Origin of the sequence: Bacillus sp. PAMC28571, assembly GCF_014250435.1 — a bacterium.
In the GTDB taxonomy this organism is placed as follows: domain Bacteria; phylum Bacillota; class Bacilli; order Bacillales; family Bacillaceae; genus Bacillus; species Bacillus safensis.
Map to the genome: position 1 here is coordinate 2,975,548 of NZ_CP060191.1, position 24,088 is coordinate 2,999,635.

The 24,088-nt window shown below is 39.7% G+C and carries 18 protein-coding genes; 3 read left to right on the top strand and 15 right to left on the bottom strand.

Annotation, left to right across the window (positions count from 1 at the left end; translation table 11 throughout):
* Positions 1-32 precede the first annotated feature (32 nt).
* The 8 genes from tuaC to H7F25_RS15165 all read right to left on the bottom strand — a co-directional run bounded on the left by tuaC (position 33) and on the right by H7F25_RS15165 (position 9,862).
* Complete coding sequence (gene tuaC, locus H7F25_RS15130) at positions 33-1,217, bottom strand: teichuronic acid biosynthesis protein TuaC (protein WP_185853892.1); 1,185 nt, start codon at positions 1,215-1,217, stop codon at positions 33-35.
* Entirely contained in the window at positions 1,214-2,665 is a 1,452-nt protein-coding gene (gene tuaB, locus H7F25_RS15135; protein ID WP_185853893.1) for a teichuronic acid biosynthesis protein TuaB, read from the bottom strand. The genes tuaC and tuaB overlap by 4 nt, the downstream gene beginning before the upstream one ends.
* An 18-nt stretch (positions 2,666-2,683) precedes the next feature.
* Positions 2,684-3,343, bottom strand: coding sequence for a sugar transferase (locus H7F25_RS15140; RefSeq protein WP_024423636.1), 660 nt, complete (start codon positions 3,341-3,343; stop codon positions 2,684-2,686).
* A gap of 199 nt (positions 3,344-3,542) precedes the next feature.
* On the bottom strand, positions 3,543-4,130 hold the full coding sequence (locus H7F25_RS15145) for a prolipoprotein diacylglyceryl transferase (RefSeq protein ID WP_034623729.1): 588 nt from the start codon (positions 4,128-4,130) through the stop codon (positions 3,543-3,545).
* 138 nt (positions 4,131-4,268) lie between these two features.
* Entirely contained in the window at positions 4,269-5,765 is a 1,497-nt protein-coding gene (locus H7F25_RS15150) for an N-acetylmuramoyl-L-alanine amidase (RefSeq protein WP_103131684.1), read from the bottom strand.
* Positions 5,766-5,891: 126 nt separating this feature from the next.
* Positions 5,892-7,382: an N-acetylmuramoyl-L-alanine amidase gene (locus H7F25_RS15155; protein ID WP_103131685.1), complete on the bottom strand. Its 1,491-nt coding sequence runs from the start codon at positions 7,380-7,382 to the stop codon at positions 5,892-5,894.
* Between the two features lie 23 nt (positions 7,383-7,405).
* Complete coding sequence (locus H7F25_RS15160; RefSeq protein WP_103131686.1) at positions 7,406-9,514, bottom strand: SpoIID/LytB domain-containing protein; 2,109 nt, start codon at positions 9,512-9,514, stop codon at positions 7,406-7,408.
* Between the two features lie 24 nt (positions 9,515-9,538).
* Positions 9,539-9,862: a hypothetical protein gene (locus tag H7F25_RS15165; RefSeq protein WP_024423640.1), complete on the bottom strand. Its 324-nt coding sequence runs from the start codon at positions 9,860-9,862 to the stop codon at positions 9,539-9,541.
* 182 nt (positions 9,863-10,044) lie between these two features.
* On the opposite strand from H7F25_RS15165, the gene H7F25_RS15170 reads away from it, so the two are divergent.
* Complete coding sequence (locus H7F25_RS15170) at positions 10,045-10,965, top strand: polyisoprenyl-teichoic acid--peptidoglycan teichoic acid transferase TagU (protein ID WP_103131687.1); 921 nt, start codon at positions 10,045-10,047, stop codon at positions 10,963-10,965.
* Positions 10,966-10,997: 32 nt separating this feature from the next.
* On the opposite strand, the gene wecB is transcribed toward H7F25_RS15170, so the two are convergent.
* Positions 10,998-12,137 (bottom strand): non-hydrolyzing UDP-N-acetylglucosamine 2-epimerase, encoded by a 1,140-nt coding sequence (wecB, locus tag H7F25_RS15175; protein ID WP_039181859.1) that lies wholly within the window; start codon positions 12,135-12,137, stop codon positions 10,998-11,000.
* Positions 12,138-12,406: 269 nt separating this feature from the next.
* On the opposite strand from wecB, the gene galU reads away from it, so the two are divergent.
* On the top strand, positions 12,407-13,288 hold the full coding sequence (gene galU, locus H7F25_RS15180; RefSeq protein ID WP_008343198.1) for a UTP--glucose-1-phosphate uridylyltransferase GalU: 882 nt from the start codon (positions 12,407-12,409) through the stop codon (positions 13,286-13,288).
* Between the two features lie 226 nt (positions 13,289-13,514).
* Here galU and tagH read toward each other — a convergent pair whose 3' ends face one another.
* The 6 genes from tagH to tagD form a co-directional block, all read right to left on the bottom strand.
* Complete coding sequence (gene tagH / locus H7F25_RS15185; protein WP_171464736.1) at positions 13,515-15,116, bottom strand: teichoic acids export ABC transporter ATP-binding subunit TagH; 1,602 nt, start codon at positions 15,114-15,116, stop codon at positions 13,515-13,517.
* A gap of 19 nt (positions 15,117-15,135) precedes the next feature.
* Complete coding sequence (locus H7F25_RS15190) at positions 15,136-15,963, bottom strand: ABC transporter permease (RefSeq protein WP_041115561.1); 828 nt, start codon at positions 15,961-15,963, stop codon at positions 15,136-15,138.
* 170 nt (positions 15,964-16,133) lie between these two features.
* On the bottom strand, positions 16,134-18,500 hold the full coding sequence (locus tag H7F25_RS15195) for a CDP-glycerol glycerophosphotransferase family protein (RefSeq protein ID WP_103131689.1): 2,367 nt from the start codon (positions 18,498-18,500) through the stop codon (positions 16,134-16,136).
* A gap of 183 nt (positions 18,501-18,683) precedes the next feature.
* Complete coding sequence (locus H7F25_RS15200) at positions 18,684-20,954, bottom strand: CDP-glycerol glycerophosphotransferase family protein (RefSeq protein WP_185853894.1); 2,271 nt, start codon at positions 20,952-20,954, stop codon at positions 18,684-18,686.
* A 48-nt stretch (positions 20,955-21,002) separates the two neighbouring features.
* Complete coding sequence (locus tag H7F25_RS15205; protein WP_103131691.1) at positions 21,003-22,469, bottom strand: alpha-glucosyltransferase N-terminal domain-containing protein; 1,467 nt, start codon at positions 22,467-22,469, stop codon at positions 21,003-21,005.
* A gap of 97 nt (positions 22,470-22,566) precedes the next feature.
* Positions 22,567-22,956 (bottom strand): glycerol-3-phosphate cytidylyltransferase, encoded by a 390-nt coding sequence (tagD, locus tag H7F25_RS15210; RefSeq protein WP_008343212.1) that lies wholly within the window; start codon positions 22,954-22,956, stop codon positions 22,567-22,569.
* Between the two features lie 359 nt (positions 22,957-23,315).
* Here tagD and H7F25_RS15215 point away from each other — a divergent pair, with 359 nt between their 5' ends.
* Positions 23,316-24,086 carry a WecB/TagA/CpsF family glycosyltransferase gene (locus tag H7F25_RS15215; protein ID WP_024426277.1) on the top strand — a complete coding sequence of 257 codons (771 nt, stop codon included), beginning with the start codon at positions 23,316-23,318 and terminating at the stop codon, positions 24,084-24,086.
* The last annotated feature ends 2 nt before the right edge of the window (positions 24,087-24,088 follow it).

Consider the following 24,088-nt stretch of genomic DNA (forward strand, 5'->3'; position numbering starts at 1 on the left):
CTATCTATCATTCTTTGCACATTTCATCTTGTTTAAACGATGGATGTTGATTGATTGAGCACCTTCTCATATTGCTGAATGAGATGCTTCGCATTATGTTCTGATGAATATTCTGTATGAACCATTTCATGAAGATCGCTTTTCACTTGCTCATTCCATCTGTTTTCATAAAGGCAGGCGTGAATCGCCTCTTTCAACTGACTCGCCGAACGTGGTTCAACGAGCAGGTGTTGATAGGTAGAAAATAAGGATGGGAGACCGCCAACCCGTGTTGCAATGACAGGTACTTTTAAAGCTAGCGCTTCTAGAACGACGGTTGGCATTCCTTCACTGTAGGAAGGGAGTGCAAACAGATCAGCTGCCATTAAGTAGTCTCTTACCTGCTCATTCGGTACCTGCCCTGGAAGTATAATAGATGCTCCCGCCCGTTCCGTGAGTTCCTTTGCAAGGGTGCCTTTTCCGACAAAGACTGCTTTCACACCATCCATGCTGCTGACAGCATCAGCTAATTCAAGCAAGCCCTTCTCTTTCACTAAACGCCCGACGAAAACAACGAGCTTATCTTGAAGCGGTAAACGTAAGTGTTTTCTGATGCCTTCTTGACCTTCTTCCGTTCTGGAAAATGATCGGAGCGGAATACCAAGCGGAAGACATTTTGCTTCTACCTTCGTCATCTCATTTGTCTTTTTAGCCAGCTCCTCACTCACTGTCAGAACAGCAGATGCCTGCCTCACCGCCGTTTCAAAGGCTGCCTTCGCCCCTTTGCTATAGTTCGGATATACGTTCACATCACTGCCGTGCAAGGTCAGAAGATAAGGGATTTTCGTTTCTTTCTGAATAACAGCCGCCGCTCCGCCAGACGGCATGGCAAAGTGCGCATGGATAAAATCTGGTGACAGCTGATGACGCTGCATTGCTCTGAGAACGGAAGCCGCTATTCGTTTACTCGGCTGCGCCCATTTCAGCTGTCCAGGGAGCGCTGGATAAGGCGGTCTGTAAACCTTCACTCCGTTCCTCACTTCCTGTTCAGGCAGATCCCTTTTCTGCCGATAGGATGCCTTGAGCATCCGTAAAACCGGTGGATTCACTGGATTAGGACAAATGACAGTCACTTTTATTCCTTGTTTGAGCAGCTCCTGTACTTGCGTTTCATGAAATACACCCTCACTCGGATGTTTTTCACTGGGATATACACTTGTCAGCCATAGTACCTTCATGACGAACGACCTCTTCTCAATAATTTGCCTGCAGCCTGCGGATACATTTTGATGAGCAGCAAGCCATACAATGTAGCACTGACACAAACAGTCAGTAGTAATTGAAGTGAAATATCTGCTGATGTCAGCTTCATCCCTTGATGTAAAGCTATCGCACAGACCGCCATGAGCAGCGTCATGACAGCAGGCTTTCCAAGTGATTTTAAATACACCTTCATATCAAGCTGAATGACATATGCCATAAGCCATCTGCCGACAATAAAGTTGAGCAGACTGACACCTGAGTAGATCCAAGCTACTGTGAGCAGACTGCCTGTAGTGACACCTGCATATAATGCGCAGCCATACACGATAAGCATCCCCGTATCCCAATAAAAGGCTAAGTCCGCTCTCCCTTTTGCAAGAAGGATTGAACCGTTTGGATTCATCAGCACACGCAGAAGGCCAACAATGCACAATATATTTAAAACCGGGACCGCTACTAGCCATTTCTCTCCAAACACGACTTCTATAAAGCTGTCTGATACGGCAGCAAGGCCGATTAATAATGGAAAACTAACCAATGCGAGCATATTCGTCATACTTAGGAAGCCCTCTCGCAGCACGGAGTGATCCCGCTGACTTTTTGCGAAAACCGGGAAAGCCACTCTCGTCACAATCGGATTTATCTTCAGCACGGGTATTGTCACAATTTGATACGCCAAGCTGTAAATACCTAACGCTTCCGCTCCAAGAAACCGGCCGATTAAAATCATGTCGATGTTTGATCCTGCTCGGTTAACCAGTCTGGATGCGAGCTGGAATGCACCGAATGAGAAAAATTCCTTCACTTCTCCTAATGCAAATACAGGTGCTGGACGCCACTTCTTCCAATAAGCCGCTGCATACATGAGACCTTTTCCTGATTGCAGCAGCACTTGAGAAATGACATAGGCGACAATCGGATTCATGAAGAAGGCGAAAACGAGTAAAACGAGCAGCGATATGATGGTCGCAATGGCTTCAATGGTGCTTAATGTTTTAAAGGCTAAGTCTTTTTGCATCATATACTGGTACTGCTGGCCAATCGGTGCGATCAGAAACATAATCGATAATAGCTTGAGCAGACCCTCTAGCTCTGGCCGGTTATAAAAAGCGGCTATCATTGGGCTTAGCAGGATGAGCAGACAAAACAAGAGAATCCCTGTGAGCAGGTTGATCCAATATAATGTAGATAATTGACGTTCTGTCGTTTGTTCCTTTTGAATGATTGCTGCCCCAATTCCTAGATCAAGTAAAATCTGCGTAAATATTGTGACAGTTGTGATCATGCCAACGAGTCCAAACTCCTTGAGTGACATCACGTTCCCTAAAAAAGCGAACTGTGCAATTTGGATGATGGTGATGATCAATGCGGACAAGCTTGTCCATTTTGCCCCGCCTAGCATGCGTTTTTTCATACTTGCCATTTCTCTTCCCTACTTTACTTATCTGGCTCCGTCACCAGTCATGATGACTTTTAACGTTTTTACCATAATCTTCGTGTCGAGAGAAAATGTCAAGTTTTGAATATACTGTAAGTCATGTGTTAATTTTTCACTTGGACTCATTTCATATCCGCCATTTACTTGAGCAAGACCTGTCAGCCCCGGCTTTACCGCCAACCTTTTTGTGAAGCCTGGAATCGTCCGATTAAATTCTGCGGTAAACATCGGTCTTTCTGGACGAGGACCTACGATACTCATTTCTCCTTTTAACACGTTGATAAATTGCGGAAGTTCATCAATTCTTGTTTTACGGATGAATGCCCCCACTTTGGTGATACGCGGGTCATTTTTTTGTGCCCATTTCGCTCCTCCGCTTTCTGCGTCAATTCTCATCGATCTGAGCTTCCATAATTTAAAGTAAACACCGTCTTTCCCGACCCTTTCCTGCATATAAAAGGCTGGCCCTGGTGTTTCCAGCTTAATCAAAAGAGCAAACAGCAAAATGATTGGCGTACTCAACATCAATCCGATGAACGAGAACATTAAATCTATGAAACGTTTTGCAAATAAATAACGAACCATATGTTCTGTTAAGGCAAAAGAGTGATTTCGTCTCACTTCATATTCTCTGTAAAGATTCATCGCTTTCTCTGCACTCACTGACCTGCACCTCACCATTCAAAGTAGTTGTTGTGTAAAGAGATGTTCTATGAAAGTCAGTTTAGCAGAGCAACATTAAGCAAATGTAAATGCGCTGTTAAGTCTTGTAAAACTGTGTTAAGAATGTGCACTTATATCAAGTTATGCCCTTTTGAACGTAAAAAAGACCCGCAATTCTGCGGGTCTCCGGGTCTTTTCTTTATTTTGCTTTTACAGATTCGATCGTTTTTAATCGAAGTGTTCCGTTTGCATCTTTTGTATAGGTTACTTTTACTTTTGATTCTTCTTTTAAGCTGTTCACTTGTTTAGAAAATGTATTTCCGAATTGAATAGCTACTTCTTTTCCATCAATGTTGACAGCAATTGTATGTCCATCAGCCAAACCGACATATGTGCCTTCTTTGGTAACTTCATTTTTCTTATTAGTCGTTGATTCTTTCTTTGTTTTAGAGTCACCTTTTGAGTCAGCTTTTGATTGGTCTTTAGCAGGTTCTTCTTTTGTAATTTCTTTGCTTGAGCTGTCTTTTGCCTCTTCATCAGATTGACTTGCTGGCTCTTCTGTTTGAGCAGCTGTTTCTTTGCTTTGATCATCTGATTTTTCATTTTTTGATGATTGATCTTCTGATTTTTCGTCTGCAGCCTTATCTTTGTTTTGATCGGCTGCTTCGGTTGTTTCTTTTTTGCTGTCTTCTTTTTTGTTATCGCTTGATTGATTTGTTGTGCCGCACGCTGTGAGCAATACACCTAGAAGCAATACTAGAAACGGCATTGTGATTAATTTTTTCAAAATCGTCACCTCTTCATGATTTGTCGGTTTGCTGTCATTTGAAGATTTATGTGTAAACCATTCACCTTCTATGTTTCAATTATAACAAACATAACCAAAAATGAAATGTATTTTTAACTTGACACTTCTTTTATCGGTTCATTTTGCGTCAAAGTAATTGGACACACCAGTTGTAATTCCAGAAGCCAGCCGGTCCTTTGCAGCGGTAGATTTTAAAATACTCGCATCGATTGGACTTGTTACAAAGCCGGTTTCTAGCAAAATACTCGGCATTCTAGAATATTTGATGACGTAGAACCCTGCTGTTTTCACTCCGCGATCTTTTGTTCCAAGGGCATTGACCATTCGAGGCTGAACCTGTTGTGCCAGCTTGACACTATGAGCAGCCGCATATGTCGTATCATAATACGTCTCTGTTCCATTTGCACCGCTGTTATCATTTGCGTTGGCGTGGATACTGATGAAAATATCAGCATTGGCCTGGGCTCCTTTACTGACACGTGTCTGCAAGGAGTCAAATGTATCAGAAGTTCTCGACATGACAATAAGGGCACCTGCTTGGTGAAGCCTTGACCGCAGCTTTAATGCTACTTCTAAATTGATGTTCTTTTCAAGCAGCCCATTCCCTATCGCTCCCGCATCCTGCGCACCATGACCTGGATCAATAAAAATTGTTTCGCCTAACACCGCATTTTTCAACTGCGTGATGACATTCGTTTGAACGGTTGATGTTCCGCCTACCACAGAAAAAGCTGACATCTGTTTGGCTCCGATGACTTTTCTGATAGCATCCGGCACCGTTTGAGCGTCTGTAAGAAGAAGGGTTTGGCCCTGTTTCGCTGTTATACTTGCCGCAGCAGCTGCATCTGCATAGGCATACCCATAACTCATAAATGTTTGGCTTGTCTTCATTGGATACGTTTTAGCAATTTGGGCAGCCACCTCATACCGATTGGCTCCGCTTATTCTGACTGGTGATGGAAGCTTTTGAAAAGCCATTTTATTGACACTTGCTTCTCCGCCGATCACAATGGTCCGCTTGACTGCTTTGTTTTTTAATAGATTGGCTGTTTCCTCTCGCAGTCCTTTCGCATCTGTTAATAAAATGGGATAGCCTTGTTTGGCAGCGTATGGAGCAATCGCGACAGCATCAGCATAAGCAGAACCATTCACGACGACTGCCGCACTAGCACTCTTCATGTGCTTCGCCACATTTGCCGCCAATTCATAGCGGTTCTTTCCTTGAATACGGGAAACGGATAGATTCATTGCTTTTAGCTGCTTCACGACTTTTTCAGAAATACTCGCAGTCCCGCCAAGAATCGTTACCCGCTTCGTTTTCAGCTGCTGCAATCCTGTCTTTACTGCACCTGAAAGACTGCCAGCATTCGTTAACAGGACGGGGGCTCTTTGCTGGTAAGCATAAGGCACAGCACTCAGGGCATCTGCATAAGCATCACCACCCACAAGAACAACGGCAGGCGCTTCCTGCCAGCCCCTTTTTGCGGCATTTACCGCCACCTCATACCGATTGCTTCCTTCTATCCTCGATACAGTGTGCTGAGCAAAAACGGATGGTGTATATAAACATAGTGAAATAGCAATCAGTAACATACATTTGATATCAAAACGCATGAAGTCAACCTCCTTGGTTTGAACCTTTCACCCAGGAACTTCATGAACTTTTAAAAAAAGGCTGCCGAGTACGTTCTCGAGCAGCCTAAGAGGAGTATCTGAGGCACCCCTCAGGTTTGTGTTTTCTTATCTAAAATAACCTGATACACCGCTTGAAATACCTGACGCTAATCGATCTTTATACGTAGCAGATTTCAAGATGTTTGAATCAACTGGACTGGAAACAAAACCAGTTTCCAAAAGAACGCTCGGCATCTTAGAATATTTAATGACGTAGAAGCCAGCTGTTTTCACACCACGGTCTCTTGTACCTAGTGCGCTGACCATTTTAGGCTGGATGTTTTGCGCCAGTTTCAGGCTGTTTGCAGCCGCATAGGTTTTGTCATAATACGTTTCTGTTCCATTTGCACTGCTGTTATCGTTTGAGTTCGCATGGACACTGATAAAGATATCTGCATTTGCTGACGCACCTTTGCTCACTCGTGTTTGAAGACTATCAAATGTGTCTGATGTTCTTGACATGGTCACAAGTGCACCAGCGTTGTTTAATTTCGTATTTAAACGCTTTGCTACATCTAAATTCAAATTCTTTTCATATAATCCGTATCCTACAGCTCCTGAATCATGCGCGCCATGACCTGGGTCAATGAATACTTTTTTACCAACAGCCGGGTTTTTCAACTGATTCACAACAGTTGGTGTCACTGTATTTGTACTGCCTACGACAGTAAATTTGGTGATTTTCTTACTGCTCACTGTTGCTCTTGTTACTTTTGGGAGTGTCTTTTCATTCGTTAGAAGCAATGCTTTGTTTTGCTTCGCTGCAATGCCTGCAGCAGAAGATGAAGTGGCATAACCAAATCCTCTTCCTACATAGGTATTATTGACACTCATATTGTACTTTTTCACAATATTTGCCGCGACATCATAACGAGTCGAGCCTTTGATTCGCGTTGGAGATTTCAATTTATTATAAGCTGCTTTTGTGACGTAATTCTCTCCGCCGACTACAATGGTTTGTTTCACATTGCTTGCTTTTGCAACAGAAGCGATTTCAGAACGAAGTCCCTTTTTATCTGTGTATAGAATCGGGAATCCTTTTTGAGCGGCTACAGGTGCAATCGCAATCCCATGTGCATAGAAAGAACCCTCAACGACAACGACGCCTGCTGGCTTTTTCATTTTTTTCGCGATATTGGCAGATAGCTCATATCGGTTTTTTCCTGAAATACGCTGTGTGGAGATGCCCATTTTCTTCACTTGGTTGACCACGTTGTTTGACACACTTGATGTGCTGCCTAAAACGATCACCGTCTTTGTTTTTAATGAAGTTAAGGCTTTTTTTGTATCACCCGAAAGGCTTTTACTGTTTGTATAAAGAACTGGTCCATTTTTTTGATATGCAAGTGGAATTCCTGCTGTTGCATCTGCATACGCAGTTTTCCCTACTAAAACGACTGTACTTGCAGTTCCCCATCCTTTTTTCGCTACGTTTGCCGCTACAGCATATCTGCTCCCGCCATCAATTCTTGAGACTGAATTGTCTGCCAATGCTGTTGGAACGATAACGAAAATGGCGATGAGGCTGAGGATGGCTGTTTTCATCATTGAGCGCATCTTCTATGTCCTCCTTTTACCCTTTAATAGTTTGTTAGTTTTGTACCTGGATAGTAGAACGAGAGTATGGAAGAATATGAGTTTCCAGATTCAGCTCTCGCTTTGGCTCCGTATTGGCTCATACCAATGCCGTGGCCATATCCTTTTCCTGAAATCGTGAAGTCATTTGTGTTGTTTTTGACTGACGCAAACGTGCTTTTCACCTTTGTTGCGCCCATAACGGATCTAAACTCGGTCATTTTCATACTTGCCGTTGTGCTTTTATTTACTGCATACGTACCTGTTTTGTTTTTCAGATGGTATGTCAGTTTGATCGATACCGTCTTCGCACGCTGTCCTTTTGTTTTCCCTGAGAACGTCAGGCTTGAGATCGATGCGATTTTCATATCAGATGCAGCAGTTTCTTTGTTTTTGAGCAGCCATGATTTCAGGCCGGCAAGGTCAGCTGCATTTGTCTCTTTTGCTTTAGACCATTGAGAAGCTGCTGTGCTAGCAGTCCATGTCGTGCCTAGTTGTTTTTTAGAGAGTTTCAGTGTCCATGGATTGACTGGATCTTTTGGATCCTTTTTGGCCACTAAGTATGGCAGTGCATTTCCCCATACTTCTTCACTTGCCTCTGTATAACCGCCATTGCTAGAGTAATAGGTTGCTGAAATGAGCTGATTGTTGTATTTCAGAACCTTTCCTTTTGTGGCATCGACCGCTTTTGTCGAATTTGTATACCAGTTATATCCTCCATATACTTGGAAGGCTGTTGTATCAGGGACGACTTTTCCAATACTTTTCACCGAATACGTTCTAGCAGCAACCGCCTGTGCTTTTAACGCTTCAACATTCCAGCTTGCAGGCATTTCATTTGGCACTACACCTTTTAAATAGTCTTCAAATGGAATATTTTCGAGAGTCGGCCTGATATACCCTGATTCAATTGCAAAGTTTACGCTGCCTAAATACGGCTTTCCTGCAATTTGAAGGACATTTTTTGTTGAATATTTCTCAGGAACAACTCTTACTGTGTTATACGTCTTTATGCCTTTTAATGAAATTTTTCCGTTAGAAATATTCAATTGGTAGTTTTGATTTTTTTTCAGATAGACTTGTTTGGCTAATGAGTTTTTCAAGCTATCTTTAATTGCACTTGTGCTGCCAGCAAGATGATAAGCATATGTACCTTTTTCCTTCAGCAGTGCTTTTAAAGACGCTGTGACAGAATCGGGCTTTACATACACAACCGTACTGTTAGATTTTGCAGCCAATTGAGACAGCGGCATCGCATAAATATAGCTAGAGGCTTTTGCCAAATAAACTTTATCTGCATTAATATTTAATTTCTTTATAATATTCACAGATAATTCATAGCGATTGGCACCGCTGATTCTTGTCACCTGTGAGGTTTTTTTGATTTGATTTTCAACTTTTTGTCCAGTACTTTTCGTACTGCCGATGATGATCACTTTACTTGGCATTCTATAAGACGGAATGGAATCTTTTTTTGTTAACAGGATAGGGTATCCCTTTCTCGATGCGTAGGATGCAATGGCAATCCCATTCATAAATGAGTTCCCGCCGACAACGACAGCTTGCTTATAGTTACCCATTTCTTTAGCGATTTTTTGGGAGATTTCAAACTTATCTTTTCCACTAATACGTCTGACTTTGCCATACTTTTTAATAGACTTCTCAGCAGCTGTTGAAATGCTTTTCGTATTTCCGACAATCAGAATATTATCCGGCTTCATTTTCTTCAGCTGGTTTTCTGTTGTTTTCGTCAGTTTTTCAATATTCGTATACAAAATAGGTGCGCCCAGTTTGTATGCTAACGGTGATACAGAAATTGCATGATCAAATGCATCACGACTGACAATGACAACAGTTGATGGATTTTTCCAGCCAGCAGATGCGATGCTGTTGGCTACTTCGTATCTATTTTTGCCGTCATATCTTTTTGTCACAGCAACATTTGATCCTGATAGCTTGTATTCCCCAGTTGTTGAGATATCCATGCTTGTTTTGTTTCCGATATAATTAGACAATTTCACTGAAATTGCCGAGCTTGCCATGGCAGACTGAAAGGGTGCAACTAGTAGAGTCAGTATCATGAGAACGATTAGTGTAACGCCTGTTTTCTTCAATTTTGTTCATCCCGCCCATCTTTTTTACTTCTGTTTTTCAATCTTCTGGATTTCCTTTTGACCACTGTCATTAATAAAGTAAGAGATTTCTACTGTGTCTCCTGGTTTAAATTCATTTAACACATCTTTAAAATTATCCGTAAATTCATAGCTTAGGGTCGTATTCACTTTTTTCACTTCGACTGTATGTGCATCAGCCATTCCAATAAATTCAGCTTTCTCTTCCAGTACCTGAGGAGTTGAACTGCTTGTCTTGTTTTCTCCTGAGGACTGCTCAGCCGTTCCACATGCCGTGAGCACGATACCTAGTAGCAGTATTAAGAACGGTAAAACGACGATTTTCTTCATTTTTTTCACCTCATGTCTTTGTATCGTCTTATAAGTTATTATTTTAAGGTAAATTTAAGGTTTTTTGAAACCTTTTTTTTGTTACAACGTCTATATCTAGGTTCAGAGTAAAAAAATAACTTGTTTATCAAGATTCGTAAACCTATAATCATGGAAGAATCATAGAAAAGGTGAGGGACATTATGAGAGCTGAAAGAAATAGAAAGAAGAAAAAGGTTCTTTGGATTGTTTTATCGATTATTGGCTTATTCGTATTAGCAACTGGCGGATACGCATATCATCTTTGGAACACAGCAGCATCGACCGTCGCAGGCATTCAGGAGAATTTAAAGAAGTCAGATAAGCGTGACAAAGATGTCGATTTAAGTAAGAAAGACCCGATTTCTATTTTAGTCATGGGTGTCGATGAACGAAAAAATGACCGAGGCCGTGCAGATACATTAATATACATGACAGTAAATCCAAAAACGAAAACGACCGAGATGGTGAGCATCCCGCGTGATACGTATACGAAGATTGTCGGAAAAGGCACAATGGATAAAATCAACCACTCCTATGCATTCGGCGGTACACAAATGGCAGCAGATACTGTAGAGGAACTGCTTGATGTACCTGTTGATTACTTTGTCAAAGTGAACATGGAAAGCTTCAAGGATATTGTTGATACACTTGGCGGCATTACAGTAAATAGCACGTTTGCATTTAGTTATGACGGCCATTCATTTGGTACAGGAGAAATTAACCTGAATGGGGATCAAGCCCTTGCCTATACGAGAATGAGAAAGCAAGATCCAAAGGGTGACTTCGGACGTCAGCAAAGACAGCGTCAGGTCATTGAAGGCATCATTGCAAAAGGTGCCAACATTTCATCTATTACGAAATTCGGCGATATGTTCAAAGTCGTAGAAAATAATATGAAGACAAACATGTCATTTGACGATATGTGGACGATGATGAATGATTATCGTGATGCAAGACAGCATGTGAAGCAGCACGAGTTGAAAGGATCAGGCACACGTATCAATAACATTTATTACTACCAGCTTGATGACAGCAGCCTTGCGAATGTGAAGAAGGAATTGAAGGAAAGTTTGGAGCAGTAAAAAAGAAGACTACAGAAATGTAGTCTTCTTTTTTATGATTGAAATGGAACTGGTTTTTCTTCACTTAATCCAAAACGATGGAGAAGCTCTTCGACAATTCGTTTTGACGCTTGTCCATCACCATATGGATTAGACGCCTTCGACATGTTGTCGTACTCTTTCTGATCGACTAACAGCTGTTTTGCCATGTTGTAAATGGTCTCTTCATCTGTACCCGCGAGCTTCAGCGTACCAGCTTTCACACCTTCAGGGCGTTCTGTTGTATCTCGCAGAACTAATACTGGCTTCCCAAGAGAAGGCGCCTCCTCTTGGACACCGCCAGAATCCGTTAATATAAAGTGTGAGGCAGCAGCGAAGTTATGGAAATCAACGACTTCAAGCGGCTCAATTAAGTGCACACGATCAAGATCACTGAATTCTGTTTGAGCCGCATCACGAACAGCAGGGTTTAAATGTACAGGATATACAACCTGAACATCTTCAAACTCTTCTACAATACGTCTAATCGCTCTAAACATGTTTTTCATCGGCTGGCCGAGATTCTCCCTGCGATGAGCCGTTAACAAGATCATTTTATCTGTGCCTATTTTCTCTAAAATAGGGTGTTGATACTGCTCTGTAACCGTTGTTTGTAACGCATCAATCGCAGTATTCCCCGTCACACAAATCGTCTCTTCTTTTTTATTTTCAATTAAAAGATTCTGCTTTGCCTCATTTGTAGGAGCAAAATGAATATCAGCAATAGTGCCTGTCATTTGTCGGTTCAATTCTTCAGGGAACGGCGAGTATTTATTGTGTGTTCTTAAACCCGCTTCAACGTGACCAACCGAAATTTGGTGGTAGAATGCGGCCAAGCTTCCTGCAAAGGTTGTAGTGGTGTCTCCATGAACAAGGACAATATCAGGTTTTTCCTCTTGGAATAGTTGATCTAGTTTCAAGAGTGCATTTGATGTGATTTCGGATAATGTCTGGCGCTGTTTCATGATGTTTAAATCATGATCAGGCGTAATAGAAAAAGCCTCAAGGACTTGATCAAGCATTTCTCTATGCTGAGCTGTTACAGTAACAATCGAATTTATCTGTGGATGTTTATTCAGTTCAAGGACAAGTGGTGCCATTTTAATTGCTTCAGGTCTAGTACCGAAAATAGTCATTACATTTAGTTTTTTCACTTGTTTATGCCTCTTTCCTAGTATAGTACTTTCAATTATACACAATTGGGAGGATAAAATTAATGATATAAAAAAAGAAATTTACATTGAATTAACGTTAAATTTCTCTTTCCTTTACATTTTACATATAAAATATGAATTATCTAAAAGTCATTTTAGTGAAATCATTTGTCTTTCCTATGATTTGTAAGTTACACTTTAAACAGACGACCAAGAACAAACATTGAAATATGAAATCGGTTATCTATGTAAGGAAGGTGCAAAGTTCATTGAAAAAAGTACGTAAAGCCATTATACCAGCTGCAGGTCTTGGGACACGTTTCCTCCCTGCAACAAAAGCGATGCCTAAAGAAATGCTCCCAATCGTTGATAAACCAACCATTCAATATATTATTGAAGAAGCTGTTGAATCAGGAATCGAAGACATTATTATCGTCACTGGAAAAGGGAAAAGAGCCATTGAGGATCATTTTGATTTTGCACCAGAGCTGGAGCGCAATCTTGAGGAAAAGGGAAAGAGCGAGCTTTTAGAGAAAGTGAGAAAGTCCTCTAACATTGCTGACATTCATTACATACGTCAAAAAGAGCCTAAAGGACTCGGACACGCCGTTTGGTGCGCACGCAACTTTATCGGTGATGAGCCTTTTGCTGTTTTATTAGGTGATGACATTGTTCAAGCCGAAACACCTGGGCTTCGCCAGCTGATGGACGAATACGAAAAAACTCTTTCATCTGTCATCGGTGTTCAGCAAGTAGCTGACAGCGATACACATCGCTATGGGATCATCGACCCTCTTACACAAGAAGGACGCCGCTACCAAGTCAAAAACTTTGTTGAAAAGCCGCCGCAAGGAACAGCACCATCGAACCTAGCCATCTTAGGGCGCTATATTTTCACGCCAGAGATTTTTATGTACCTCGATCAGCAAGAGATTGGTGCAGGCGGAGAAATTCAGCTGACAGATGCCATTCAAAAGCTAAATGACATCCAGCGCGTCTTCGCCTATGATTTCGAAGGAAAACGATATGATGTCGGCGAGAAGCAAGGCTTCATTGAAACGACGCTTGAGTTTGCTCTTCAGGATGAAGAATTGAAAAAGAAACTCATTCCATTTATGAAACAGCTTCTCGAAAAAGAGGAAGTGAATTAAAAAAGCTGCCATCATCGGCAGCTTTCAGATTGTTGACAAAGGGCTAAAATGATCTTGATTTTAGCCCTTTGTCTTCTTTTCAGCGTGATAGAAAACCTTTGCAGCCCTAGGAAGGGCGAGTACCGGAGCGGAGCGAATTGGACATTCGTGAGCACCGGAGCGCAGACCTGACACCGAGTGCGAGGGTTTGTCTACACGCTGAAAGCTGCCGGCATCGGCAGCTTTTTTATTTAATGACTGAAATAGTCAGTGTATGCTGTTCATTATCAATGACAAACAGGTTGTTTTCGCCCTTCACTGCGAACTTTGTTCGTTTCTCATTCATCCAGACATCTTGTTCTGTCAGCCCAAGTGTGGAAGGAGAGATTGGCATAATGTCACGAAACATAATCGTGTTTGCCTGACCATTTTGAATGACATAGTCGGTTTTCTCTGTGGTCAATCGCTCAATCGTATCTCCTTGATCATTTTTCACTGAACTCAGCGTTTGCATTCTCTGTTTCAGCACAGATTCTTCTTTTCCAAGGAAAGACAGTAAATACTCATACGAACCTGCCGATGCAGGCGATACATAGGAATTAAACTGTCCTGGTCCAATGGATAATGACTTTAAATCCTCTGCATTTTGAAGCGCAGCAGGTTTAACAAAATACGTTTCTGACGCAGTTTTAATTTGAACGGTTTGTTTATTTTCAGCCACAGCCTGTACTTCTTGTCCAAATGACAAAGTGACATCGGCCTTTTTTTTCATGGCTTGGTCTTTGTAAACCTTGAGGGGATCAGCCGTGACAATCGCCTGTTGATCCACCTTTTTCATATCAGGCGCTCCTTTGGTCTGCGGGTTCTTCGACTGAGGCGCTTCTGTCTTATCTGATGGGATTGCACCAAATGTCGCCAATGTACGAAGCGGGCGATCTGAAAACATCGATAAGGCTAGCAATATCGTTAAGACCGCTAAAACTGTCACTTGAAATGCGGGTCCGAACAATGAGCGGCGTTTTCCGTTCTCTTGATAGCGAGACACCTTTTCTGTCTTTTGTACGCCTTTTCTGCCTTCCTTCTGTTCCATTTGGTATTTTTGTTTCTCTTTCTTGGAAAGCTTGTTAAACCACTCAACAAACTCCTTATATTCCTTCACGACCTTTTTCGTATCATCAAACATACGAAGTTCACCATAATGCATCCAAGCCACCCGATCACAGATTTTTTGGATTTGGCTAATGGAGTGACTGACAAAAAAGATCGTCTTTCCTTGTTCCTTGAATTCTGTAATGCGGTCCACACATTTTTGATAGAAGGTTTGGTCTCCAACAGACAGTGCTTCATCAATAATGAGGATATCTGGATCGATATGAGCTGAAATGGCAAAGCCAAGACGTGATTTCATTCCACTTGAATAGCTCTTAACCGGCTGATCAATAAAGTCGCCAATATCCGCAAACTCTACGATTTTTTCATAAAGCTCGTCTATCTCTTTATTCGTTAGTCCCATCATTAAGCACTTTAAACGAATGTTGTCTTTTCCGCTTAACTGGTTGTTCAGCCCTGCTGCAATGGCAATTAACGAAGGCTGGCCGTCCATATCAATTTCACCACTTGTCGGTGGAATGATTTTCGCTAGAAGGTTCGACATTGTCGATTTCCCCGATCCGTTAATTCCTACAAAACCAATTGTCTCGCCTTCATATACATCAAAGGACACATCACGAACAGCAAAAAAACCTTTTTCATTTTTATTAGGAAAAAACAGCCCTTTAATCTTATCTGACTGCTTTTTATATAGGACGTATTGCTTGGATACGTTTCGAAACGAAACCTTTAGTTTCATCGTATAATCTCCTTACTTTTTAAAGAAAATCGACAAATTTATCCCTAAATTTCATATGAAGCAATGAACCGACTGTTAAAAAAAGAAGCGTGATCAGCCAAAAATAAAGTGTATATTTGACATCATGGAAGAACCATTCTCCCTTTAACAAACTATTTCTAAAACCATCAATAATGTAGAAAAGAGGATTCAATCTTAATATATCCCCAATCCACGCTTTGTCTCCAGTGAGCTTCTCTGAGATATTCCAAAAAATCGGCAGCAAAAAGAAAAGTAATCGTGTCACGGATTGTAAAAGAAATTGATAGTCTCTCACGAGTACGCTAATCGTGGAATTAAACAAACTAAACGAAAACATAAACGCGATCATACAAATAAGATAGTATATATATTGCAGCCAATGTGCGTCAGGATAGATGCCATAGGAAATCAGCACAATCAGATAGACACCCATCATGACAAAGTAGCTGAACAAGTTGGACATAATCACCACAGACGGCAGCGCACTAATCGGAAAATTCATTTTCGATACCATATTAATGCGTTTAAACACACTGTTTGATCCATCAAGAATGGTCGGACTAATGAAAAACCACGGGATTAATCCGGCAAGCATCCAGATGATAAATGGAATCTCCACACCGCCAATGACAATTGGCTGTCCTCCGCGAATGCCCATACCAAAAACAAACCAGTAAGCCAGCATTTGAATCAATGGATTTAAAAACTGCCATAAAACACCTAAATAATTCATCTGATATTTTGATTTTGTTTCATAAACAGCAAGTCGCATAATCAGCGGAAATGAGCTGATTTGCTCCTTTAGTATCGTCAACATTGCGTTCATTCTAATCTTCCTTAGATATAAGTTTTTGGGATTACTTTTTTAAAAAGCACCGCTCATAATTGTAACAGATAACGATACACATTTCATCTTATAACAAAATCATGCACGTCAAACTAGAAGACAAAAAACCCCTGAATCCTTTCAATCATAGATTCAGGGGGCATAAGACATTAGATAATTTGATGCTCTTTTAAGAAATCTGTAATTCTTTTCGTATTTTGATTATCGTTAAAGCTGTTAATTTTCAAGTATTTTTCTTTATATTCATCTTCCACGGCATACTCATTCTCAATCGCATGTTTGACAATACGAATAAGCTCTTGAGTATTATATGCAATCGGTCCTGGTGCATTTTCTTCGTTTACAGGAGGAATCGCTTTATACTGTCTAATCAAGTAATCTTTTTCTTCCCAATAAAAAATAGGGTATGCTCCTCTATATTGTGCATCATAAATAGCTGAAGAGTAATCAGTGATAAACACCTTTGATACTTTTAGCGCTTCTGATGGATTATCAGAAATAATATGTTTATACTGAGGCAGGTTTTGGTAAACGTACTGAGAAAATTTGTTATGCGGTACAATTAACAAACGATCAAGAAGACCTGCTTCTTCAAAGCTTTTAATGATTTTAATCAGAACTCTATAGTAAGATGTTTCTTCGATTCTATTTGTATATATTAGCCCCTCTTCCCAATAGCGGTAAGTTGGCATAAAGGCGATCTTATCTGCACCGTCTACTAATTTGGCATGATCAAAAGTTGCGAGGCCTGTCAAAATCAAATCCTCACGGTCATATTTCATTTTGTAGAATTCACCAGCCTCTAGTTCAGAACTGATGACTGATTTATAAATATTATATTGGTTCTTGTCTTTATGGAATCCAAAGGCCATTGGATTATCAACTGGTTTCGCAAACATTATTCCATGCTGCAAAAAGACAAGTGGTACGCTCATAATTCTCTCTCTAAGGTGATCAATATATAATCTATCGTTCAGAACATGGTTAGATAACTCACTTGAAATAAAATAGCTGGCATTGAAGATACTTAAATAATGTCTCAGACTATATTTCGGAATGATTCCCTTTCCATACTTAGCTTTAAGTGCCGGATAAGCACTTGATTTCTTATTAAGAATAAAGTAATTTCTTGAGTCTGTTTGACAATTCTCTTGTACATAGTCATACACTCTAATAGCGGATTCATCTGCTTTATCACTCTTTTTCTCAAAAAACAAATTCACACGATAATTCTTGTCTTTATAGAATGATGATAAGATACTCGCTATTTTTATTTTTACTTTACTAAATAAAGAATATTCCTGTGAATAAGGAATAATGGTTGATGTCACATTTCCAAATAGATTTGTTCTTAGTACTTGAAGCTTGTCCCCATTCTTTTTCGTGATATATGTTTTCACCTTTTTATCTCTTTTTTTCAGCCTTAAACTATGGATAATTCGGTTATCATTGCCAACGAATAGGTTATTATGGATTCTGCTGTCTAAGTCAAGATCATTTAACGAAATTTTAAAGAAACCATACCTTTTTAAGAATTTGATCTTTCTAAATGGTCTTATAAATTTCGCCACTTGGTGATCAGAATTTCTAATGTACAGATATTCATACTTTTGGTCTGAATTATACGCGTAATGTGTCAGTCTTCCATAAACATAAAAGCTATTAAACAAACTAAAAATACGTAGTCTTGATGTATGTTTTGTAACAAGATAAGGGTTTCCTCTTACTAAGTAAACACCATTCGTTCTTACATATATGTAATACCTTTGTTTATTAATCACCAAAATATTGAGGATATTATCTTCTTTGAATTGCTCTAATGTATCTTTACCAAAAACTTTGAGCGGCTGATATCTAGGAACAAGTCTAAAGTTGACGATTTTCTTTTGCTCAGTCACCTTATTTAAAATTTTGATTTGATTACGATTATTCACAGTCACTTCAATATCTTTATGTTCCTGCATCACATCAAACAAAATTTTCCTTACATTTAGTTCTTTATTTTGGCAATCATACGTAACAACAAAGTTGAAGGGACTATATTGGATAAAGGAGATGTCTACAAATCTTCTTTCTGCCCCGTGAATCTTCAAATCCATTTTATAATTCCGATTGATCTCATCAACGTTCAGCAGCCCTGAGAATAATAACAGTTCCTCTTCGCCTCTATATAAGCCATAGCGGTCTAACCCTAATTGTTTGACATATATATCTTCAAATTGATTGTTAATGTCAATAGGATGTATTTGATTTGATTGAAGGATGTCAGAGCTTTCTTTGACAATATACAAGTTCTGATCCTTAGAATAGAGATAGATCATTTCATTAGAATGATCTATTGAAGATTCAAAAATCATCTGATCCTTAACATTAATTTCACAAATCTTCTTTGATTCGTTTACAATTAGCTCTTTAAATTCAAAAGTACATAACTTCTCTATGTCATCAATATATAACACTAACTTTTGTTCATCTAAATTAAGAATTTCAATAAAATTATGATAAAGTTTGTACATTGAAGCACCTCTATATTATTTTCAGCATTTTTACAGTACCGGATAATCTTATCTAAATTTAGCATGTTTACTGTTAAATTTCTATGTTTTTTTATTTTTACCATTACATTTAAATATGTGTACAATGGAATAAAAAAAACAAAAAAGTACCGTTCTACTATGCGAAGAACGGTACTTTTTAAACTATTTTTCAGAAAACACTACTTCAACGACCCGCTTCGAAGATTCTCCAGTCTCTAAGTAACAGAATTTCTCATAAAACGGTGCAAATGAAGCTGGTAGTGTAAAGCCTGGCTGTTCTGTTTCTCTCACCCAGTCAATGACACTTGCTGTCTCTTTCACAAGTGGTCCAGGTGCTTCTTGTTCAAAGTCGAAGTAGAAGCCTCTGAGCTTGTCACGATATGTTTCAATGTCTGGCACATAGAACAGCATCGGACGTTTGAGGTTTGCATAATCAAAGAACACCGATGAGTAATCTGTGATGAGCAGATCTGAAATCATATAAAGGTCTCTAATGTCTTCGTAATGAGAGAAGTCATAGGCAAAGCCTTCATACGGCCCTAAATCAAAGTTTTCAGCAACTAGATAGTGCATACGCAGAATGATGATATATTCATCTCCGATTGCAGCTCTGAGTTCATGCAGATCAAGGTCTAAATCAAATTTGTACTGCCCTTTTTTATAAAATTGGTCGTCTCTCCATGTCGGTGCGTATAAGATCAATTTTTTATCGAGCGGCAGGTTCATTTTTTGTTTCAGTGCTCTCATCGTTTCTTCATTGTTTTGATTGTGAAGGAAGTCATTTCTCGGATATCCTGACTCAATCATGGTCTTTTGGAATTGGAACGCACGTGTAAAGATTTCAGTCGAGTAGGCATTTGGAGAAATGAGATAATCCCAATTCGATGCTTCTTTTGTGAAATTCTTTTTGTATTTCTTCGTGTTTGTTCCAGGCATATGCACCTCGTCCATGTCCATTGCCAGCCGTTTTAACGGCGTACCGTGCCAAGTCTGCAAGTATGTTGTGTGATCTGGCTTTGGAACCCATAGCGGCAAACGGCTGTTTACGACCCAATACTCGGCTCTTGCCATCGCAAAGATCCATTTTAATGACAGACGATTGATATAGTAGATGCCTTTTTCCTTAAACGGTGCTTCATGACCCTTTTTAACGCTCCAGATCAGCGTATATTCAGGGTGATGTTCTTTCATATACTCATAAATCCCACGCGGGTTACAACTGAATTGTTTTCCGTTAAAACTTTCAAAAACAACCGTTTTCTTTTTCACAGACAGCTTACTCGCCAGTTTAAAGGTCGTTTTAAACGTTCTTGTCACAAGACGGTTACGGACTTTTTTGATTTTACTGATCTTCTTTTTGAATTTCTTCCACTTGCTTTTGACGTAATACTTGGCACGTGTTTTCATTGTGTAATCATTAATACGGATGCCAAGCGTTTGTCTTTTTTTCTTTCGGTACACTTCATATCGAATCGGTACATCGTTTCGTTTATGAATTTGAACAAGTCCTTTGAGTTTGTTCGAGCGGTCTCCAAGCACTAAAGAAGTGGTTGTTAATGTTTCCTCTACTCCGTTTACATCGCAGATAAATTCAAGATAGAAGCGATATACAAAGCGTTTGTTTAATGAATAGGTCAATTCCTCTAAAGGGACTTCTGCTAAAAATTGATAAAGCTGTGGTACATGTTGATCATCACGGTATTCGATCACTTCGTCTTTTATATGGGTAATATTAACCGGAAAGCGATGTTCAATTGGTTCTTCACCATTTTTCTTCAATAGAAGCTTTGCTTCTTTGATCTCATACGGATGTTCTGCACTTAGAACGCCTGCATAACCAGACAAAGCTAACATACATCCTTTGTTGAGCTCGATATGATTGAATTTCACAACCTTTAGCTCACGCTTGATTTTCAAAGAAGCATTCCCTTTGTCTGTACGGTATGGAATGATACACAGCATGGCGTCTTTATTTTCTAAAAAGGTCAGCTCAGGCTTTTCTATTTCCATTTTTAAACGGCGTTTATAGTTTGACGTTTTCTCTTCAGATTCAATATCTGTATTGATATCCGCTTCTTTTACTTCTTCTTCCTCTTCTTCGGAATCAGAATCATAAGCTGAGTCCTCAAGCTCGTCCTCATCCTCTTCTTTGTTTGTGCTCAAATAGTCCGTGACATACAAGTTATATGTCTGGCCTTGCTCTAACGCAAGCGGCAGCGATGCTTCATTCAATACCAATTTGAATAGATTCTCTTCTTGATGAACAAGCGGAAGGAAGAGTTCTTGTTTCGAAACTCTCTCCCTAATAAACAAATAAAATTCTCTATCTGTTAATGGTATGTCATCGTATATGCGAATCAGCATTTCTAGTTTCTCATGATGATTTTTTAACCCTTCAACGACACTCTTCTTATGAATTCCCTCTTCAATCATTAATCGTTAATCTCCTCTGTTCAGAAATCTTACCGTTATGTTATATCACTATTTCACTTTCCAAGAATAGTTGCCTTGTTTCGTTTGATATGACCATCCATCGATGGACGATGGTTTATTCGTAAGCAGCTCACCTTCTATTTCTAGACGCTGCAAAACCTCTTGAAGTTCTTCTGTTTTAAAACGAATGTAAAAATCCACAAATTTCGTTTGGTTGATTTCAATGTTTTTCTTTGTTTGAAAATGGCCGATTGGGAAGCTGACTTGATGGTTCTCATCAATTGTTTGAGAGATGATTTCAGCTCCATTCACTCGATCATATCCTGCGAAATCAATTTGCACATGATCCGCATGACTCATTTCATCTTTTAACTCGAGTTGAAGGTGAAGAACATGATGCTCAGAGCTTAGATCACGCAAGACCCATTTCATGCTGTCAACGATCCCTCTCAGTTCATCTTTATGCTCACGATTTTCAAGCATATGATGAATCGCCGTATTCCAAACAGTCTCTTCGTCAGAAGGAACAAGATAAAAATAGGCTTGTTCTCCCAATAGTTTTTCGACATCTTCTTTATGTTTAGTATCCCCAAAAAAGACAGCATCCACTTGCTGTTTTCTTATTTGTTTAAATAATTCTCCATATTGAGAATTGACTTGATGCAGGTCTTCTTCATAATGTGCGTGATGCACAAATGCAGCGTAATAGGTTGTTTCAGGCTGATCGATTTTAAACAGGTGGCGGTCCTGATCACGATCCTCTGTGATCATCAGTTTCAAACGGTCATTTTGTGATTGAATGCTGGATAGCCATAATTGTTTAATATCCGTCTTCTTTGTAAATGTTTGAATTCCTGTTTTTTTATACCAATTAATATGCCGAACTGGATTCTTTTTTGCATCACCAGGATAAATGATCTCCATATAGATGCTGCCTTCGTCATTGATTAATTCCTCTAAGTATAGAGCACCTGTATGTGGAACAAAGCTTTGTACTCTGCACAAAATGCCCTGCCAATTGTATTCTTCCCTCTTCACTAATTGCTGGTTTTCATTATATTGATCAATATAACAAATGGGAGAAGAAGGCAATTCATATCTCGTCACTTGAATCGCGGACGTATCTTCTGGAAAAATAGCTTCATTGATCTGATGTGACGATTCACCAGCAATAAATTCTGAGTAACGTCTTTTACTTCCGCTTTCCGGTAAGATGTAGTGTTCAAATACATTCAAGATGTCCACTTGGCTAGGAAATGTCTCCTCCAAGCTGTGAATACGTTCCTTCACATTTGCATCGTAATTTAAAGTTAAAATTGCAGTACGTTTATGTTGATCAGCCAAAGGCTTAATCCTTGTCTTTAAAGACTTCGTTAAGCTCTCATCCTGTTTTGGCACATCACCCACAATAAAGTAATAGTCCATATCAGGCACGTCCATTGATGCCATCGTTTCATGTTGTTCAGATTGATCCAATGTGTCTTCAACTTTTTTCTTCATCCAATTTTGAAACAAAGGAAGCTCTCCTTAAAAATAATGATGACTTGCTCATTGTATTTTACATGAAAAAGTACTTCTCACCAAAAGATAAGAAGTACTTTTTTTCGATCTATTAAAGTCCCGCAATTTCTTCCTTAATTTGTGTTGTCGAGATGCCTTCTGTTCTCTTCAAGTATACGACTTCGCAATGTTCTTTTAAGAAATCGAATTTACCTTCCCAGTCATCTCCCATGACAAACACATCGATATCATGCTCTTGCACGTCACGGACTTTTTGATCCCAGCTGTTTTCTGGAATGACTTCGTCTACATAACGAATGGTTTCAAGAATCAGCTTTCTATGCTCGTAGCTGTGATAAGCTTTTTTTGATTTTTGTAAATTAAACTCGTCTGTAGAGATGGCCACCACTAAGTAATCTCCGAGCTGCTTTGCACGTTCTAGCAGCTTAATGTGCCCCCAGTGTAATAAATCAAATGTACCGTAAGTAATAACTTTCTTCATTGCAAACATAAACTCCTTTCTTCAATCCTTATTCGACTGCATTCGTGCAGTAATTTATCCGTAATTCTGTGATATTCGATTCGCTCTTCGGAACCTCATTATATCACAGCGCCCACCAAACGTTAAGCGGATGTAAAGACAAACTATTTCCAATTTATTGGGCGCAGGAGGAAAAGTCCGAAGAATCAATGTTTCACAAAGGATCGTCCAGATGAAATGATGAAAATGTCATGAAATTTAAAGGTTTGTAAAGTTATTGTTAATATTTCATGGAGCATCTGTGATAAAATGATGAGTAGGCGAAGAATGAATTTACAATGAACGTTCATAGATAACAAGTTAAAAAGGAGGTCTAAACAATGCAAACAGAAGTGGTCTCTAACCTTTCTTATGTAAACGGCGACTTAGATGAATTTATCAGCTATATGAACCAGCATCATATTTCTCAGAGAAGAGGCGCCATGATTGCGACTGTCAATCCAGAGATAGGCTATGCCGTCATGAAGGATCATGCGTACCATCAAGTCGTCTCATCTGCGGATTATGTACTGCCGGATGGCGTAGGCGTCGTATTGATGTCCCGCATGACCCAAAGTCCGCTTAAGTCTAGAATTGCCGGCTTTGATGTCTTCATGTCTATGCTTGATCTAGCAAACAAGCAGTCTAAAAGAATCTTTTTATATGGTGCGAAAAAAGAAGTGCTTGAGGCAGTGAAACAGCGAATTGATACGGAATATCCAAATGTGGTCCTTGCCGGAAGCTGTGACGGCTATCAAGCAGATAAACGTTTCGTAGCGAAGCAAATCGCGCGCTCGAAACCTGATATGGTGTTTGTTGCATTAGGTTATCCAAACCAAGAGAACTTTATTTACGAATACCGCCATTTATTCCCGCAGGCTGTTTGCATCGGTTTAGGCGGAAGCTTTGATGTATTTAGCGGAACGGTGAAGCGTGCACCACGCTGGATGATTAAGACAAATACAGAATGGCTGTACAGATTGATTGTGAATCCATGGAGATGGAAACGAATGCTCAATATTCCTAAGTACGCTTTTGCCGTATTAAAAGAAAGCAAAGGAAAAAAACGTTACTATCCTGAGCAAGTAAAGGATCAGACGAAGCAGCTGTGAGA